Annotated in this window: 13 protein-coding genes and 1 pseudogene; 9 read left to right on the plus strand and 5 right to left on the minus strand. The window is 68.7% G+C overall.

Annotated features, from left to right (window positions below; all coding sequences use genetic code 11):
* The first annotated feature begins 253 nt into the window (after positions 1–253).
* Positions 254–2905: a TonB-dependent receptor gene (locus tag QE389_RS10445; protein ID WP_307367015.1), complete on the plus strand. Its 2652-nt coding sequence runs from the start codon at positions 254–256 to the stop codon at positions 2903–2905.
* Between the two features lie 167 nt (positions 2906–3072).
* On the plus strand, positions 3073–4509 hold the full coding sequence (gene lpdA / locus QE389_RS10450) for a dihydrolipoyl dehydrogenase (RefSeq protein ID WP_307367017.1): 1437 nt from the start codon (positions 3073–3075) through the stop codon (positions 4507–4509).
* A gap of 118 nt (positions 4510–4627) precedes the next feature.
* Here lpdA and QE389_RS10455 read toward each other — a convergent pair whose 3' ends face one another.
* On the minus strand, positions 4628–5881 hold the full coding sequence (locus QE389_RS10455) for a UbiH/UbiF/VisC/COQ6 family ubiquinone biosynthesis hydroxylase (RefSeq protein WP_307367019.1): 1254 nt from the start codon (positions 5879–5881) through the stop codon (positions 4628–4630).
* Positions 5882–6047: 166 nt separating this feature from the next.
* Here QE389_RS10455 and QE389_RS10460 point away from each other — a divergent pair, with 166 nt between their 5' ends.
* From QE389_RS10460 to QE389_RS10475, 4 genes are all read left to right on the plus strand, one after another.
* Positions 6048–8492 (plus strand): DNA translocase FtsK, encoded by a 2445-nt coding sequence (locus QE389_RS10460; protein WP_307367020.1) that lies wholly within the window; start codon positions 6048–6050, stop codon positions 8490–8492.
* 591 nt (positions 8493–9083) lie between these two features.
* On the plus strand, positions 9084–9776 hold the full coding sequence (locus tag QE389_RS10465) for an outer membrane lipoprotein carrier protein LolA (protein ID WP_307367022.1): 693 nt from the start codon (positions 9084–9086) through the stop codon (positions 9774–9776).
* 209 nt (positions 9777–9985) lie between these two features.
* Entirely contained in the window at positions 9986–10783 is a 798-nt protein-coding gene (locus tag QE389_RS10470) for an exodeoxyribonuclease III (RefSeq protein WP_307367024.1), read from the plus strand.
* Between the two features lie 68 nt (positions 10784–10851).
* Positions 10852–11838, plus strand: coding sequence for a hypothetical protein (locus tag QE389_RS10475; RefSeq protein WP_307367026.1), 987 nt, complete (start codon positions 10852–10854; stop codon positions 11836–11838).
* 3 nt (positions 11839–11841) lie between these two features.
* On the opposite strand, the gene QE389_RS10480 is transcribed toward QE389_RS10475, so the two are convergent.
* On the minus strand, positions 11842–13341 hold the full coding sequence (locus tag QE389_RS10480) for a PLP-dependent aminotransferase family protein (protein WP_307367028.1): 1500 nt from the start codon (positions 13339–13341) through the stop codon (positions 11842–11844).
* A gap of 63 nt (positions 13342–13404) precedes the next feature.
* On the opposite strand from QE389_RS10480, the gene QE389_RS10485 reads away from it, so the two are divergent.
* A complete protein-coding gene (locus QE389_RS10485) occupies positions 13405–14019 on the plus strand; it encodes a YitT family protein (protein ID WP_307367030.1) in 615 nt (204 codons plus the stop codon).
* Here QE389_RS10485 and QE389_RS10490 read toward each other — a convergent pair.
* The gene (locus QE389_RS10490; protein WP_307367031.1) at positions 14010–14696 is read right to left on the minus strand and encodes a response regulator transcription factor; all 687 of its coding nucleotides are present in this window, start codon (positions 14694–14696) and stop codon (positions 14010–14012) included. The two genes, QE389_RS10485 and QE389_RS10490, sit on opposite strands and share 10 nt — an antisense overlap.
* 63 nt (positions 14697–14759) lie before the next feature.
* Positions 14760–15477, minus strand: a pseudogene (locus QE389_RS10495) (YggS family pyridoxal phosphate-dependent enzyme).
* On the opposite strand from QE389_RS10495, the gene QE389_RS10500 reads away from it, so the two are divergent.
* Positions 15407–16141 (plus strand): thiamine phosphate synthase, encoded by a 735-nt coding sequence (locus QE389_RS10500; RefSeq protein WP_307367033.1) that lies wholly within the window; start codon positions 15407–15409, stop codon positions 16139–16141. The pseudogene QE389_RS10495 and the gene QE389_RS10500 sit on opposite strands and share 71 nt — an antisense overlap.
* On the opposite strand, the gene QE389_RS10505 is transcribed toward QE389_RS10500, so the two are convergent.
* On the minus strand, positions 16131–16514 hold the full coding sequence (locus QE389_RS10505) for an NtrZ family periplasmic regulatory protein (protein WP_307367035.1): 384 nt from the start codon (positions 16512–16514) through the stop codon (positions 16131–16133). The two genes, QE389_RS10500 and QE389_RS10505, sit on opposite strands and share 11 nt — an antisense overlap.
* A gap of 363 nt (positions 16515–16877) precedes the next feature.
* Between QE389_RS10505 and QE389_RS10510 the strand changes: the two genes are divergently transcribed.
* Positions 16878–17336 carry a DUF3576 domain-containing protein gene (locus tag QE389_RS10510; RefSeq protein WP_307367037.1) on the plus strand — a complete coding sequence of 153 codons (459 nt, stop codon included), beginning with the start codon at positions 16878–16880 and terminating at the stop codon, positions 17334–17336.
* Positions 17337–17350: the final 14 nt, after the last annotated feature.

Below are 17350 nucleotides of genomic sequence, written 5' to 3' on the forward strand. Positions count from 1 at the left end.
CGGTCGGACTTCACCCGTGTTCGCCGGAGGGGACCGACCGACATGAAACCTTCTCTGCTGCTGAGCGCCGCCCTGGCGCCTCTGATCCTGGCGCCGATGGCGCCGGCCGCCCAGGCCGACACCGCCGCTGCGGTCGCCTCCGCCGTCGCCGGGGACGTGATTTTCGGGCGCGTCACCAACGCCTCAGGCGCGCCCCTGCCGGGAGCCGAGATCCTGGTGCGCGGGTCGGGCCAGCGGGTCGTGGCCAACAGCCATGGCGAGTTCACCCTGCCGGCGGCGACGACCGGATCGGTCATTCCTGGACGTCCGCTACCTGGGCCTGCCCTCGGCCAGCCAGACGGTCGTGACCACGCCAGGCCAGGACGCCAACGTCGCCATCGTCCTGGGCGCCGCGACGGCGACCCAGGTGGCCGACGTGATCGTAACCGGCGTCATCACCGACGGCGTGGCCCGCTCGCTGAACCAGCAGAAGAACGCCGACGGCACGGTCAACGTCCTGTCGGCCGACGCCATCGGCCGCTATCCCGACCCGAACGTGGCCGAAAGCCTGCAACGTGTGCAGGGCATCGCCATCCAGCGCGACCAGGGCGAAGGCCGCTACATCAACGTGCGTGGCGCGCCGGCCGCCTTCACCGCCGTGTCGGTCGACGGGGTCGCCATTCCGGCCGTGTCGCCGACCACCCGCGCGGTCGATCTGGACACCCTGCCCTCGGACATCGTCTCGACGGTGGAGGTCTCCAAGACCTTGCGTCCCAGCCAGGACGCCGATTCCATCGCCGGCGCCGTGGACATCAAGACCCGCTCGCCCTTCGACAAGCGCCGCCTGGCGGTCAGCGGCTACGCCGGCGGCAGCTATAACGACTACGGCGGTTCGGACAGCCGCGCGGGCGCGACCGTCTCCAACGTCTTCGGCCCCGACCACACCTTCGGCGCCCTTTTGTCGGTCAGCTATTCCGAAACCAACCGCCGTCCGGACAATGTCGAGAATGCGTGGATCTTCGATGACCGGCAGACGATCGGAAGCGGCGCCAAGGCCAAGGCAAACCCTGCCTATAACCACTATGTCCTCGATGAAGCGCTGTTCAAGGACTATGAGACGAAACGCACCCGCACAGCGGTCACGGGCGCTCTGGAGTGGCGGCCCGACGACGCGCTTCGGGCCTGGGTCAGGGGGTCGTTCGCCGAGTTCAACGACGACGAGTACCGCGACACCTTGCGCTTCACCTATTCGGACGGCGTCGCCACGGGCACGGTGACGGATCAGGCCGCGACCTACGAGGGCGCATCTATCCACAAGGCTTTGCGTCACCGTGAGCAGGACAACAAGATCACCACCCTGAACACGGGCGGCGAATACACCTTCGGCAATGGCGCGGTCTGGGACGCTACACTGGCGTGGGCCCGCAGCGAACAGACCTATCCCCACCGTGACGAGGTCGTCTATCGCTCGAACGATCCTCAGAAGATCAACTACGACACGACCGACCACTATGCGCCGACCTATTCGCCGTTCGCCTCGACCTACTATTCGACGCCGGCGAACTTCACCTTCCGCGAGAATACGTTCCGCAGCAACGACACCAACCAGGAAGACGTGTCGTTCAAGACGAACTACGAATTGCCGACGATCATCGCCGGACGGGAAGTGACGCTGAAGTTCGGCGCCAAATATTCGACCCGCGACGTGTCGGCGGACGAGGAACGCTATCGCGACCGCACCAAGACGTCGCCGGTGAACCCCGGCGCGCTGGCCGATCTGCTCAGCGGTCGCCCGTCGCGCAACTATGACTATGACCTGGGCGTGAAGTTCGATCACGGCCTGGCCACAGACTATCTGAACGGCATCCGCGCCACCTCCACCACGGCGGCGTCGCGCCGCACGCCCCAGTCCGTCACCGCCGACTATACCGCCAACGAAGACATTCTGGCCGGTTATGGCCAGGCCAGGTTCGACATCGGCGCCACCAATGTCCTGCTTGGCCTGCGCGTCGAAAAGACCGATTTCGAAGGCGGCGCGACCAGCGTGAGCGCCACGAACGTCCAGATGCCGGTTTCGGTCAAGCGCGACCAGACGGACTTCTTCCCCAACCTGACGCTGCGCCACAGCTTCAGCGATCATCTGATCGGCCGGTTCGCCCTGACGCGGGCCATCTCACGCCCCGACTACGCCGACATCGTGCCGCGCGTGCTGGAGACGACCGACAGCGGCAAGACGACCGTGACGCGCGGCAATCCCGACCTCAAGCCGACTCTGTCCAACAACCTCGACCTGGGCCTGGAATACTATCTGCGTCCGCTGGGCGTGATTTCGGCCAACGCCTTCTACAAGGACCTGTCGAACTACCGCTTCACCCTGGTCACGGACGGTGTGCCCTATGTGACCCCGACCACCACGGTCGCCCAGGTGACGGAGGCCCGCAATGCGCGCGACGGGCATCTGGCGGGCGTCGAGTTCAACTGGCAGCAGACATTCGACTTCCTGCCGGGCTGGGCCTCGGGCTTGGGCCTATTCGCCAACTACACCCTGACGGACGCGGAGATCAAAACCAGCCGCGCCTTCGCCGGCCGCGACGCCTTCGCCCTGCCGGGCCAGTCGGATGCGACCTACAACGCCGCCCTGTTCTACGAGAAGTACGGCTTCAGCGCCCGCCTGTCGTACACCCATCGCGGCGACTTCCTGGAGGCGATCAACGCCACCAACCCCGGCCTGGATCTGTGGGTCGAAGGGCGCGGTCAGCTGGACTTCACCTCCAGCTACGACTTCGGCAACGGGATCGAACTGTTCGGCGAGGCCAAGAACCTGACCGACAGCGCGGGCGTCCGCTACTACGGCGTCAAGGAGCGGACCTACGAGTACGAGAAGTTCGGCTACAACGTCTTCGTGGGCCTGCGCTTCAAGCTGTAGGCGCCGATCGCCGGACGAGAGACGGGGGCCGGGCGGCGACGTCCGGCCCTTTTTCTGTGCGAACCGGGCGAACAAGTCCCATATTGCGCCTGGCGGTTGACCCGGACGGGTCTGGCGCCTAAGCCCCGCGCGAGCCCTGCCGCAGCGCCGAACGATCAGAGGATACCATGGCCGAAGCCCCCGCTCCCTACGACGTCGTCATCATCGGCGGGGGGCCCGGCGGCTATAACGCCGCGATCCGCGCCGGCCAGCTGGGCCTGAAGGTCGCCTGCGTGGAGATGCGCGCGACGCTGGGCGGCACCTGCCTGAACGTCGGCTGCATGCCGTCCAAGGCCCTGCTTCACGCCTCGGAACTGTGGGACGCCGCCAACGGCGAGTTCGCCAAGATCGGCATCGAGGTCTCGCCCAAGCTGAACCTTCGCCAGATGCACAAGGCCAAGGACGAGAGCGTCACCGCCCTGACCAAGGGGATCGAGTTCCTGTTCAAGAAGAACAAGGTCGACTGGATCAAGGGCAAGGGCAAGATCGCCGGCCATTCTGCTGCGGGGGGGGGCAAGGTCGAAGTCACCGCCGCCGACGGATCGGTGCAGACGCTGGAGGCCAAGAACATCGTCATCGCCACGGGCTCGGAGCCGACCCCCCTGCCGGGCGTCGCCTTCGAGGACGGCAAGGTGATCGATTCCACCGGCGCCCTGTCCCTGCCGGCCGTGCCCAGGAAGCTGATCGTGGTCGGCGCCGGCATCATCGGCCTGGAGCTGGGCTCGGTGTGGCGCCGCCTGGGCGCCGAGGTGACGGTGGTGGAGTTCCTGGACCGGATCACGCCGGGCATGGACACCGAGGTCGCCACCGCCTTCCAACGCACCCTGACCAAACAGGGCATGAGCTTCAAACTGGGCGCCAAGGTCACGGGCGCCAAGTCGGACAAGGACGGGGTGGAGCTGACGGTCGAACCCTCGGCCGGCGGCGCGCCCGAAAAGATCAAGGGCGATGTCGTCCTGGTCGCCATCGGCCGCCGTCCCTACACCGAGGGGTTGGGTCTGGAGACCATCGGCGTCACGCCGGACAAGCGCGGCTTCATCGACCACAACCACTTCAAGGTGGCCGGCCAAGTCAACGAGGGCGGCGTCTGGGTGATCGGCGACGTGACCCACGGTCCGATGCTGGCGCACAAGGCGGAAGAGGACGCGGTCGCCGCCATCGACATCATCGCCGGCAAGTACGGCCACGTCGATTACGCCCTGGTGCCCAGCGTGGTCTATACGGCCCCGGAAGTCGCCTGGGTCGGCCAGACCGAGGACCAGCTGAAGGCCGCGGGCGTCGCCTACAAGAAGGGCAAGTTCCCCTTCATGGCCAACAGCCGCGCCAAGATCAATCACGAGACCGACGGCTTCGTGAAGGTTCTGGCCGACGCCGCGACCGACAAGGTGCTGGGCGTCCACATCATGGGTCCGCAGGCCGGCGAGATGATCCACGAGGCCGCCATCGCCATGAGCTTCGGCGGCGCCTCGGAAGACATCGCCCGCACCTGCCACGCCCACCCGACCCGTTCGGAAGCCGTCCGTCAGGCGGCCATGGACGTCGAAGGCTGGGCCATGCAGGTCTGATCCGTCCCGTCCCGGCGCGAGGATCGGGACAAGCTCGCACCAAGACTTCAAGCACCCCGGAGGCGTCGCGCCTTCGGGGTCTTTTCTTTCCGGCGACCGACGGCGGCCGGATGAGGCTCTAAACGGGCTGGCCCCTCAACAGGCGGGGCAGGTCGCCGGTCGCGCCGCCCGCCTCGTGCATGAAGGCGCGACGCAGCGGACCGATGCGGTTGACCGCCGCCATGCCCAGATCGCGCGCCAGCCGGATCGGAGCGATGTCGTTCGAGAACAGGCGCACGAAGGCGTCGAAGCCCGCCGCCAGGGCCGCATTGTCGAACCGGCGCCAGCGCGCATACCGTTCCAGCACCGTTTCGGCGCCCGGATCCTCGCCCAGGCGCGCGGCCTCGGCCAGCACCTCGGCCAGGGCGGCGGCGTCCTTCAGCCCCATGTTCAGCCCCTGGCCCGCGACCGGGTGAACGCCGTGGGCGGCGTCGCCGATCAGGGCGATGCGCGGCGCGACCAGCCGTTCGGCCAGGCTGAGCGAGAGGGGATAGACGAAGCGCGGCCCCTCGACCGTCACACCGTCCAAAAATTCGCCGAACCGCCGCATCAGATGGGCGTGGAAGGCGTCGTCCGACGCCGCGCGCAGCGCCTCGGCCCGCCGCGTGGTCTCGGTCCAGACCAGGCTGGCGCGCTGGTCGGTCAGGGGCAGGATGGCGAAGGGGCCGCCCGGCAGGAAATATTCGTGGGCGACATCGCCGTGGTCGCGGCCCAGCCGGACCGTCGCCACCACGCCGCTCTGACCATAGCCCCAGCCGACCGTGTCGATCCCGGCCGCCCGGCGCACGGCCGATCCGCGGCCCTCGGCGCCGACGACCAGGGCCGCCGTCAGCGCGGCGCCGTCGGCCAGGGTGACGGTCGCCCGCCCCGCATCGGTCCGCACGTCCGCCACCGCAGCCGGCGCGCGCACCTCGATCCCGGCCCGCGTCACCGCCTCGGCCAAGGCGGCGCGGATGCGGCGGTTCTCGACCATGTATCCCAGGGGCTCGCCCCCGGTGCGCCCGCCGATCTCCTCGGCGTCGAACCGCAGAAAGGCCGGAGAGGCCGCGCGGCTGGCCGCGCCCGGCCGGCGTCCGTCCGTCACCAGAATATGGTCCATCCGGCAGGCATGCGGCCGCAAGGCGTCGCCCAGACCCAGGGCGTCCAGCATCCGGAAGGTCGCAAAGGCGATGGCGGTCGACCGCCCGTCGAAGGTCGGCGCCAGCTGGGCGTCGAACGGCTGGGGATCGACCATGACCACCTTCAGTCCGCCTTGCGCCGCCGCCAGGGCGAAGGCGGCCCCGGCCAGGCCCGCGCCGGCGATGACGATGTCGTAGGGTTCGGTGTCGGCCATGACAGGCTTGTCGCCTCGCCAAGGCGAAAGGTCCAGAGGGCCAAACGCCCCAGGGTCGCCTTCCGCGACGCGAGAAGCGCCAAGGCCAAGCTGGTGAACAGGCCGTTAACCCTGCGGATGCGACAAGGACGGTCGAACGTCAGCCGCCCGGAAGGTTTCGCCCTTCATGTCCACCGCCCTCGCCGTCGGCCGCCAGGCCTGGATCAGCGCCCGCATCCTGTGGGACGCCCCCTTCGTCGTGCGGTTCCGGGGCGTGCTGCAGGCCCTGTTGGCGGTCTTGTTGCTGATCGCCCTGATGTCGTGGAACCCGCTGGACGCCAGCCTGAACGCGGCCTCCAGCGTGGCGCCGACCAACTGGCTGGGGGCGAACGGCGCCCTTTTCGCCGACCTGTTCATGCAGTCCCTGGGCCTGGCCGCCTGGCCGGCCGCCCTGCTGCTGGGCGCCTTCGGCCTGGCCCGCGCGGTCGGCGACGCGCTTCAGCCGCGCCTGAAGCCCACGCCGGTCAAGGCCCTGGCGGCGACGGGCGGAACCCTGCTGCTGTCCGGCGCCCTGGCGGCCCTGGCCGCGCCCGCCGCCTGGCCCCTGGCCGCCGGCCTGGGCGGGCTCTGGGGCGAGGCCCTGACCGGACTGACGGCCAGGGGAATCGGCGCCCTGCACATGCCCGGCGGCCGGATCATCGCCGGCCTGCTGTTCCTGGGCGGCGGGCTGTGGCTGACCGCCTACGCCGTCGGCATCCGCGCCTCGGACTTCCTGGACGCCCTGCACTGGGGCCGATCGCTGCGCGCGCCGACCCCGCCGCGTCAGGCCCCGCGCCCGGCCGCCCCGAAGGCGGCCGCCAAACGCCCCCGGACCAAGCCGCGCGACGCCGCGCCCGAGGCGCCGCTGGACGTGACCGCCCCCTTCGTCTCGCCCGACGTCGCCGCCACCGCCTATGACGACCTGCCGCCTTGGGAAGAGGCCGAGGCGGTTCCGCCCCCGCCTTCCGCCTCGGCCGCCGCCCGCTCGGTCGAGCCGCGCGTGGCGGCCGTCAAGGCGCCCAAGGCCAGGAAGGACGACCTGGATCAGCAGACCTTCGACTTCACCCGACCCGAGGGCGCCTTCGACCTGCCGCCCCTGGGCATACTGGCCAAGCCGGGCCAGCGCGTCGCCTCGGTCGACGAGGATTCGCTGAAACAGAACGCCAAGATGCTGGAGGGCGTGCTGCAGGAGTTCGGCGTTCGCGGCGTGATCGACCAGATCCGTCCCGGCCCGGTCGTCACCCTGTACGAACTGGTTCCCGCGCCGGGCGTGAAGCACGGCCGCGTCGTGGCCCTGGCCGACGACATCGCCCGTTCCATGTCCGCCCGCGCCTGCCGCATCTCGGTGGTCCAGGGCCGCAACGCGATCGGCATCGAACTGCCGAACGTGAAGCGCGAGACCGTCTATCTGCGCGACCTCCTGGCCAGCGCCGAGTACGACAAGAAGGGCCATCTGCTGCCCCTGGCGCTGGGCGAGACCATCGGCGGCGAACCCTATGTCGCCGACCTGGCGCGGATGCCCCACCTGCTGATCGCGGGCACCACCGGCTCGGGCAAGTCGGTGGGCGTCAACGCCATGATCCTGTCGATCCTGTATCGCCACAGCCCGGCCGAATGCCGCTTCATCATGATCGACCCCAAGATGCTGGAGCTGTCGGTCTATGACGGCATCCCGCACCTGCTGGCGCCGGTCGTGACCGATCCGAAGAAGGCGGTCGTCGCCCTGAAATGGACGGTGCGCGAGATGGAGGACCGCTATCGCCGCATGTCCAAGCTGGGGGTCCGCAACGTCGCCAGCTACAACGAGCGCGCCCGCGAGGCTCAGGCGAAAGGCGAGCATTTCGAACGCACGGTCCAGACCGGCTTCGACGACCAGGGCCGCCCGGTCTATGAAAGCGAGAAGATCCGTCCCGAACCCCTGCCCTTCCTGGTCGTGGTCATGGACGAGATGGCCGACCTGATGCTGGTCGCGGGCAAGGACGTGGAAGGCGCCGTCCAGCGTCTGGCCCAGATGGCGCGCGCCGCCGGCATCCACCTGATCATGGCCACGCAACGCCCGTCGGTGGACGTCATCACCGGCACCATCAAGGCCAACTTCCCGACCCGGATCAGCTTCCAGGTCACGTCCAAGATCGACAGCCGCACCATCCTGGGCGAGCAGGGCGGCGAGCAGCTGCTGGGCCAGGGCGACATGCTGTACATGGCCGGCGGCGGACGCATCACGCGCCTGCACGGCCCCTTCGTCGAGGATCGAGAGGTCGAGGAGGTGTGCAAACACCTGAAGGCCCAGGCCGAGCCCGACTATCTGGACCTGATCACCGATGAGCCGGACGGCGACGGGGACGGCGGCTTCGGCGACGAAGGCGGAAACGGCGGCCCGAATGGGAGCGGGGGCGACGACCTGTACGACCGCGCGGTCGCCGTGGTCACGCGCGACCGCAAGGCTTCGACCTCCTATGTCCAGCGTCGGCTCCAGATCGGCTACAACCGCGCCGCCTCCCTGATCGAGCGGATGGAGCAGGAAGGCGTGGTCAGCCCCGCCAACCACGCCGGCAAGCGCGACGTCCTGGCCGGCCCGCCGCCGATGATCTAATCCACAGAAGATGAAAATCTTTTTCTGATTTTTGGCGGTTGACTCAAAACAAGAATTGAGTCCGTCGCTTGATTCTTGACCCGAATCGCTTACGACTAGGCACATAAAAGAAGGGACAGCCTTTCGGCTGCCCCGCAGTTTCATCGCTGATTTTATCCTAGCTCTTGGGCCAGGAACGGTAGTGGGCTGTAACCCACTCCAGTTTGCCAAGGCGGAAACGGGTATAGGCGTTTACAAAAACCGCCTTACCCGCAACCCCGTAGGTTGCGGCGTAGAACACTAAACTCACCTCCTTTCGGCTAACCGACGCTTCATGCGCCGCGCCAAAAGCGCTGACACGTCGTGCCCAAAGAGCGAATCGAGGTTTGTCCGCAGCCTCATGGTGAGTGGGTTCGGACGATCCAGTCAACCCAGCAACAAATCCTCGTCGAGTACGTTCCTAGACCCGCCATCACCTCCAAGCTTCAGCATTTCGATGAACAGGGCTTCATCGCAGCGCCGGAATATGGTCAGGCTCGCGTCATTCTGACGCCAGAGCCGGACGCGAGGGTGCGGCATCGACAACCATCCCGAACGGGAGACTTAAATACCATGACCCACCGCGCCGTTTCGAAAGCCGCCGTCCTGGCCGACGCCGACATCCAGCGCCGCCGCCTGCTTCTGGGCGCGGGCCTTTTGGCCGGGCTCGCCTCCGTCGGGGGCCTCGCCGCCCCGGCGCACGCCCAGGCCAATCTGTCGACCGCCGACCGCGCCCTGGTCCAGCAGGCCCAGACCTATCTGCAGGGCCTGACCGCCGCCCAAGGGTCGTTCGTCGAGACGGGTCCGAACAACGTCGCGCGCCAGGGCCGCTTCTATCTGTCGCGGCCGGGCAAGATGCGGTTCGAATACACCAACCCGGCCGGCCTGCTGGTCGTGTCGGACGGCTATAACGTCAAACGCTACGATCCGCGGCTGAACAGCTTCCAGCAGGTCCCGCTGGGCCGCACGCCCCTGTCGGTCTTCCTGGCCCGCAACGTGCGGTTGGATCAGGGGGTCCGCATCGACAGCGTCAACCGCATGGCCGGCGGCGCCTTCTCGATCACCGCGCGCGACAGCCGCCGCCCCAACGACGGTCAGGTGGTCCTGACCTTCGCCGGTTCGCCGCTGCGTCTGACGGAATGGACCATTACCGACGCCCAGGAGGCGCGCACCCGCACCCAGCTGAACGCGCTGCAGCCCGCATCGAACCTGTCGTCCCGTCTGTTCCAGCTCAGCGACCCGACCCGCCGCCCCGGCCGAAACTGATCGGGCGTTGCCGTTCAGGTACAGCCAAGCGAGAATTGTGACAGTTTGACCTTTTCGCCGGGTCGTGACATTAGAACCACAGGAACGGCGGCGGCCGTTCCTACGCCAGGATGTCATCCCCCCTTCCCGGCGGCGAGAGAGACACCTTTTACAAGCCCGGCCCCCAGCGGCCGGGCTTTTTTTCGCGCGCGGGCCTGCTATGGCGGGCCATGACTCTTCGCCTCGCCACCTGGAACATCAACTCCGTCCGCCTGCGCATCGACCAGGTCGCGCGTTTCGTCGCCGAACGCGCGCCCGATGTCCTGATGCTGCAGGAAATCAAATGCACCACGGACCAGTTCCCGCGCGCCGCCTTCGAGGCGATGGGCCTGCCGCACCTGCGCGTGGCGGGCCAAAAGGGCTGGCACGGGGTGGCCATCGCCAGCCGCCTGCCGCTCGACGACAGCGAAACCTTCCAGGTCTGCAAGCTGGGCCACGCCCGCTGCGTCTCGGCCCGGGTCGCCGGAATCGACGTGCAGAACTTCTACATCCCCGCCGGCGGCGACGTGCCCGACCGCGTCCTGAATCCCAAGTTCGACCACAAGCTGGACTTCTACGAACAGCTCACAGCCATCGTGGCGCGCCAGGACAAGGCCCGTCCCCTGGTCCTGGCCGGCGATTTCAACATCGCGCCGGGCGAAGGCGACGTGTGGAACCACCGCTACATGTCCAAGATCGTCAGCCACACGCCGATCGAGGTGGAGGTGCTGAACCGGCTTCAGGCCACGGGCGGTTTCGCCGACGTGGTGCGCGACCGCTTCCCCGAGCCGCAGAAGCTGGCCAGCTGGTGGAGCTACCGCGCCGCCGATTTCCGCAAGTCGAACCGCGGCCTGCGCCTGGACCACATCTGGACCTCCCCCGGCCTGACCCCCGCCGTTGTCAGGGACACCGCCCGCATCCACGACGACGTCCGCGAATGGGACCGCCCCTCCGACCACGCCCCCGTGACGGTCGACCTGGAGTTGTAGGACGCCCGCCCTTGATATAGCAAAGCCTGGCGTCGGTTCGGCGCTGGAGCACGCTGGGGGGGCGTTCCTTGAAGAAAACGATCATTTCCTCGATCCGCCTTGATCGGATCGAGGACATCTACCTGACCATCCTGCGTGTGGCCGTGCTGGCCGTCGCCACCATCTGCCTGTTGGCCGCCGCCTATTTCGCTGTCGACGCCCTGTGGCGACTGGCCGTTTCCACCAAGGTCGAGACGGCGGCCACGACCGTGTCCGGCGCCGAGGTCGCATCAAAGATGCGCGACGCGCCCGACGCGGACCGCGCGTCCGACGGACCCGCCATTCCGGCCCACGTCCGTGCGCGGCACCAGAAGTTCGTCAAGGACGTCTTCCCTGCCTATTACGCCATCTATCGACAGGCCTCGGAGGCCTACAAGAAGCCAGAGGACAAGACCCTGTCCTCGGAGCAACTGCTCGATGCGCTGGGTTACGACCTTGGAACCTACGCCGGTGGTCAAGACCCGACCACGCGCCTGTTCGTGGAAGACGCGAGCTATCAGAACCAGATCAAGACGTCGGTGACGGCGGCCTTGGCCGGCGCCGACGCCGTGCGCTTGCTGCGTGAATACAAAGCGGCCGAGAAGACCGCCCAGTCCTGCAGCACCGCCTATGAGCGCCGCCGTGTCTGGGATTCCTACAGCACCGCCTGTCGCGGCTGGTATTATGAACCCTATGGCTGCGAAGTGACCCGCAGCGTCCCCGTCGAGCGGTGTGTGCCCGCCTATCCCGACGGGATCGTCAGTCCGGCCGTCGCCTTCGGGCGGGCGGACGAGGCGTTCCGGACACTGTGGCTGGAGAAGTTCGACAGAAACGCTTCCGAAGCGGCGAACAAGGTTTCCGAACGCCAGGCGACACGCGCGCAGATCGGGCCGAAACTCTTGACCGCTCTTCAGATCGCTGCCGGCTTCCTGGTGGTCATGTTCTTCTTCCTGATCGTCGCCATTGAACGTCACCTCAGGCGGCTGTCGGTCCAGGGAAGATTGGCCGCCGGCACGCCAGAGGCGCCAGGGACCTGACCTTCAATAGACGGCGACCTCCGGAACGGGCGTGCCGGACCTGCGGCCCTTGCCGACCTTTTTCGCCACGCGGGCCAGCCGGGCGACCGCCTCGTCCAAGGCCGGCTCGGGCAGGGTGTAGGGCAGGCGCAGGCGGCGTTCGAAGGCGCCGTCGACGCCGAAGCGGGGGCCTGCGGCCAGACGCAGCCGCTCGGCCTCGGCCCGGATGGTCAGGGCGGAACTGATCGGGGCCGGCAACTGGACCCAAAGCGACAGGCCGCCGGTCGGTCGCGGGCAGACCCAGTCCGGCAGCCGCTCGGCCAGCCGCGCCCGCAGGTGATCGCGCCGCGCCCGCAGCAGGGGCCGACGCGCCGCCAGGGCCGCGCCCCCGTCGCTCAACAGCTCCACCGCCGCCAACTGCTCCAGGATCGGCACGCCCAGGTCGAAACTGGCGCGGCTGTGGGCCAGTCGCTGGACCACCGCCCGGTCGGCGCGAATCCAGCCGATGCGCAGGCCGCCCCACACGCTCTTGGACAGGGAACCCAGCCGCACCACGCGCGGCGCATCCACCGCCGAGGCGCCGAGCGCCGGAGGCCCGCTCAGCGTCAGGTCCACCAGGGTCTCGTCCAGCACCAGCAGGGTCTCCGACCCCTTCAAGCCCGCCAGGAGCCTGATCCGATCGGCCTTGCGCATCATCCGGCCCGTCGGATTGTTGTGGTCCAAAACCAGATAGGCCATTGCCGCGCCGCTGCCGCGACAGGCCGATACCAGTCCTTCGACGTCCCAACCGTCTGCCTCCATTCCGTCCGCGCCCATACCGTCCGCGCCTGGGCCGTCCGCGCACGGGCCGTCCGGCAGGGCCACCGGAACGGCGCGGCCGCCCGCCGCCAGTATGGCGTCGATGGCTTGCGGATAGGTGGGGTGATCGAAGACGACCGCCGCGCCCGGCCGCACCGCCAGGCGCAGCAGATGGACCAGGCCGTTGTGCGCGCCGTGGGTGATCAGAATCTGGCCCGCCGAGGTCGGCAGGCCGCGCCGCCGATAGCCCGCCGCCACCGCCTCCCGCAGTTCCTCCAGCCCCGCCGTCTCATAGCCGTGGCCCGGCAGGCTCGCCGGTAGACGCTCCAGCGCGCGGACATAGGCGGCGTGGACGTTGGGGTCGGCCGGCAGGACGGCGGTGGTCAGGTCGATCAGACCCGGTCCAGCAGATTCACTCCCGCCAAGAGTCAGTCCCGCGCCGGACGGGATCGGCAGACCCGTGCGCGCCGCCGCCCCCTGGCCGCCCGACAGATAACCTTCGTCGCGCAGCCGGCCATAGGCCGCCGACACCGTCGTTCGGCTGACGCCCAGGGCCAGGGCCAGCTCTCTTTCGCCCGGCAGGCGCGCCGCCAGCGGCAGACGACCATCCAGAATCAGCAATCGCACCGCATCCGCCAGTTGGCGATAGGCGGGTCCGGCGCCCGGCGCGCGCCAGGGCCCCAGGTGGCGGGTGATCGAAACCAGGCCGATGGATCGGGACGACATCAGGCCAGAATGACAGAACTGGACCTTTTTTGCATAGCCAGTTTGCTGCAGAGGACGACACTCATGACTCGTCGCCTTGTCCAGCTCTTCGTCGGCCTGTTCCTCTACGGCCTGTCCATCGCCCTGATCGTTCGCGCCGATCTGGGGCTGGACCCGTGGGACGTGCTGAACCAGGGGGTGTTCGAGCGGTTCGCCGCGCCGGCCGGAATCAGCTTCGGCATGGTGGTCAATCTGATCGGCATGGCCGTGCTGCTGCTGTGGATTCCGCTGCGCCAGAAGCCGGGCGTCGGCACGGTGGCCAATGTGCTGGTCATCGGCACGGTCGCCAACTTCGGCATGGACTGGATTCCGTCGGGCCTGGGCCTGCCGCTGCGGGCGGGCCTGCTGATCGGCGGAATCGTCCTGAACGGCGTCGCCAGCGGGGCCTATATCGGCGCAGGTCTCGGCCCCGGTCCGCGGGACGGCCTGATGACCGGCCTCTGCGCCCGGACCGGTTGGCCGGTCAGAAGGGTGCGCACCGGCATCGAGCTGACCGTCGTGGCGGCCGGCTGGCTGTTGGGCGGCTCGGTAGGACCGGGTACGGTTCTCTATGCCGTTACCATCGGCCCCCTGGTTCACCTCTTCCTGCCGATGTTCAGCCTCCACAGGCGAACCGGCGAACCGGCTTCTCAGGGCTGAAGTCGATAGCCGCCCGCGTCGGTCAGCAGCAGCCGCGCCTGGCCCGGCTCGGGCTCGATCTTCTGGCGCAGGCGATAGATGTGGGTTTCCAGGGTGTGGGTCGTGACCCCGGCGTTATAGCCCCACACCTCGGTCAGCAGCTCTTCGCGCGACACGGGCTTGGCCCCGGCGCGATAGAGGTATTTCAGGATGTTGGTTTCCTTCTCCGTCAGCCGGACCTTCTTGCCCTTGGCGTCGGTCAGGACCTTGGCGGCGGGCCGGAACTCATACGGGCCGATGGTGAAGACGGCGTCTTCCGACTGTTCGTGGCTGCGCAGATGGGCGCGGATGCGGGCCAGCAGCACCTGAAAGCGAAAGGGCTTGGTGACATAGTCGTTGGCCCCGGCGTCCAGGCCCAGGATGGCGTCGGCGTCGGCCGACTGCGCCGTCAGCATGATGACCGGCGTGGACACCCCGTCCTTTCGCAACAGACGACAGGCCTCGCGCCCGTCCATGTCCGGCAGGTCGACATCCAGCAGGATCAGGTCGGCCCTCACCTCGCGCCCCATCCGCACCCCGTCGGTGGCGGTCGCGGCCTGCAGGGTGCGAAACTCCTCGTGCAGGTTCAGTTGCTCGGCCAGGGCTTCGCGCAGGTCGTCGTCGTCGTCGATGATCAGGATGGTCTTGGGCGTGGGCATGGTTCAGACAATGGCGAGGCTTGGCCCCCGCGCCAAGGCTTGAGGGCGAATAATCACGTCGGGTTACGGCCTAGAGGTGGTTTCGGATCGAATTCGTTCCCCGAACAGCGCCGTTCCCACCCGAACATGGGTCGCGCCGCACCGGATCGCCGCCTCGTAATCGCCGCTCATCCCCATCGACAGGACCGGCAGGCCGTGGCGTTCGGCCATGTCGCGCAGCAGTGCGAAATGGGGGGTCGGGTCCCGATCCGCCGGCGGGATGCACATCAGCCCCTCCAGGGCCAGGCCGTAGGTTTCGCGCGCCGCCCGGATCAGGGCGTCGGCCTGATCGGGCAGGACGCCGGCCTTCTGCGGCTCGGCGCCCGTGTTGACCTGGACCAGCAGGCGCGGCGAACGGCCCCGCTTCAACGCCGCCTCGGCCAGGGCGCGGGCCAGCCGCTCGCGGTCCAGGGTCTCGATCACGTCGAACAGATCGACCGCCTCGACCACCTTGTTGGTTTGCAGCGGGCCGATCAGACGAAGCTCCAGTCCCTCCAGCGCCGATCGACGGGCGATCCAGCGCCCTTGGGCCTCCTGCACCCGGTTTTCGCCGAACACCCGCTGGGCCCGTCGCCAGGATGGCGTCTATGGCCTGCGGCGCTTGGGTCTTGGACACGGCCGTCAGCACCACCGACGCCGGGTCGCGGTCGGCGACTCGGCAGGCGGCGGCGATGCGGACCCGCACCTCGGCGACCCGTTCGGCGATGGACGGCGGGGCGGAAGCGGGGGAAGAAGGGGTCATGAACCTGCCGGCCGGTTACAGCGCTGAGGCGCGCGCGCTCTGGGACGTGGCGACCGCTCTAAACCGCGCCGCCGCCGCTGTCAGCCCGCGCGCGGCCGCCCTGCCGCCCCTTCTGTTCTTCACCGATCCGGCGCGCACTCCTCGACCGTGGGCGACGGCGGCGCGCCTGCCGGCCGGATCGGCCGTGGTCTTCCGCGCCTTCGGGGCGTCGGACGCGGTGGAGACGGGCCGGCGCCTGCGCGCGGCGACCCGGACCGCCGGGGCGAAACTGCTGGTCGGGCTGGATCTCGATCTGGCCCGGGCGGTCCAGGCCGACGGCCTGCATCTGCCCGAGCGGGCGGCGGCGGCGGCGCCCGCCCTCCGCGCGGCCTGGCCGGGCGCCCTGATGACGGCCGCCTGGCACGGGACGACGGCGGCGCCGGTCCTGGGGCTGGACGCCCTGATCCTGTCGCCGGTGTTTCCGGCGGGGGGCGCCTCGGCCGACAGGCCGCCACTGGGGGTGGACGGCTTCACGGCGGAAGCCCGGCGCGCCGCCCTGCCCGTTTACGCCCTGGGCGGAATCGACGCGAAGACGGCCGACGGCCTGACCGCATCGGGCGCCTGCGGCCTGGCCGGGGTGGCGGCGATACAGGCGGCCTTCGCCGAACCCGCCATCAGAACTTGAAGATGGTTTCCAGACGGACGCGGTTCTGGGCGCGGCCGTTGGTTTCCGGGGCGCGGGCGGGGTCCGCCTCGGGCGTGGCGACCGAAGCGGCGGCGCCGACGCGCAGACGGTCATTCAGTCGATAGTAGGCCCCGGCCTCCACATCGCCCCATTCGGTCTCGCGGCCGACGGGCTGATTCAGATTGAAGTCCAGACCCCAGCGGCCGTGCTGGTTCAGGCGCAGCCCCCGGCGTTGCGGCGCGGGCGCATTGCGCTGGGCGGCCTGGGCTTCGGACAGGGAGACGGCGGGCGCGTGGCTTTGCGCCAGCGCGGGCGCGCCGGCGGTCAGAACCCCCGTCGCCATCGCCATCGCCAAGACGCCGCCCAAACGCATTCCCAGATCCCTTTTGAACTCCGCCGCTGTCGGGCGGATTTCGAAACACCATCCCACATCATATGGGGTAGCAGGCGCGATTAGACACCGGGCGCCCGGCGGGTCAACGCGACCGAGGCCAGAGAGTCGCATCCGGGCGAATTGTTGCAGTGCGATGTGGCGCGAGCGTCACGGGAAATGTCCGAAAACGAGCGTCCGCGCGACCCTCGGTCGTCCGACAGGGGGCGATGGCGCCGACTTCGCCTTGTCATCGCCCCTTTTCGCCGTGTTATAGAGCGCAGCAACGGCCTTTGACGAAGCGCGAAGCCGTCCGCGCGTGTGGGCGAGGGCCCCCACGTCCCTGAGTTTACGGAGACTTCCTTGATGAGCCTCAACAAGGCCCTGGTTCGCGGTGTCGCGGTCGCCCTGGTCGCGGGCGTCGCCCTGGGCGCGGCGGGCTGTTCCAGCCTCCCGTTCGTCGGCGGCAAGAAGACCGCCCCGAAAGCCAATGTGCAGCAAGGCATCGGCGTCAACGGCTATCTGTGGCGCGCCTCGCTGGACACCCTCAGCTTCATGCCCCTGCTGACGGCCGACCCGTGGGGCGGCGTCATCAACTATGACTGGTACATCAACCCCCAGGCCCCGAACGAACGGTTCAAGGCGACCGTCTTCATCCTGGACACGCGCCTGCGCGCCGACGCCCTGAACGTCACCGTGACCAAGGAGGTCAAGGGCGCCGACGGCCAGTGGACCGCCGCCCCGGTCGCCGCCCAGACCGAGACGGACCTAGAAAACGCCATCCTGACCAAGGCGCGCCAGCTGAACCTGTCCAACGCGGGCTGAAAGCCCGCGTAGGT

It is taken from the genome of Brevundimonas sp. SORGH_AS_0993 (assembly GCF_030818545.1).
Taxonomy (GTDB): Bacteria; Pseudomonadota; Alphaproteobacteria; order Caulobacterales; family Caulobacteraceae; genus Brevundimonas.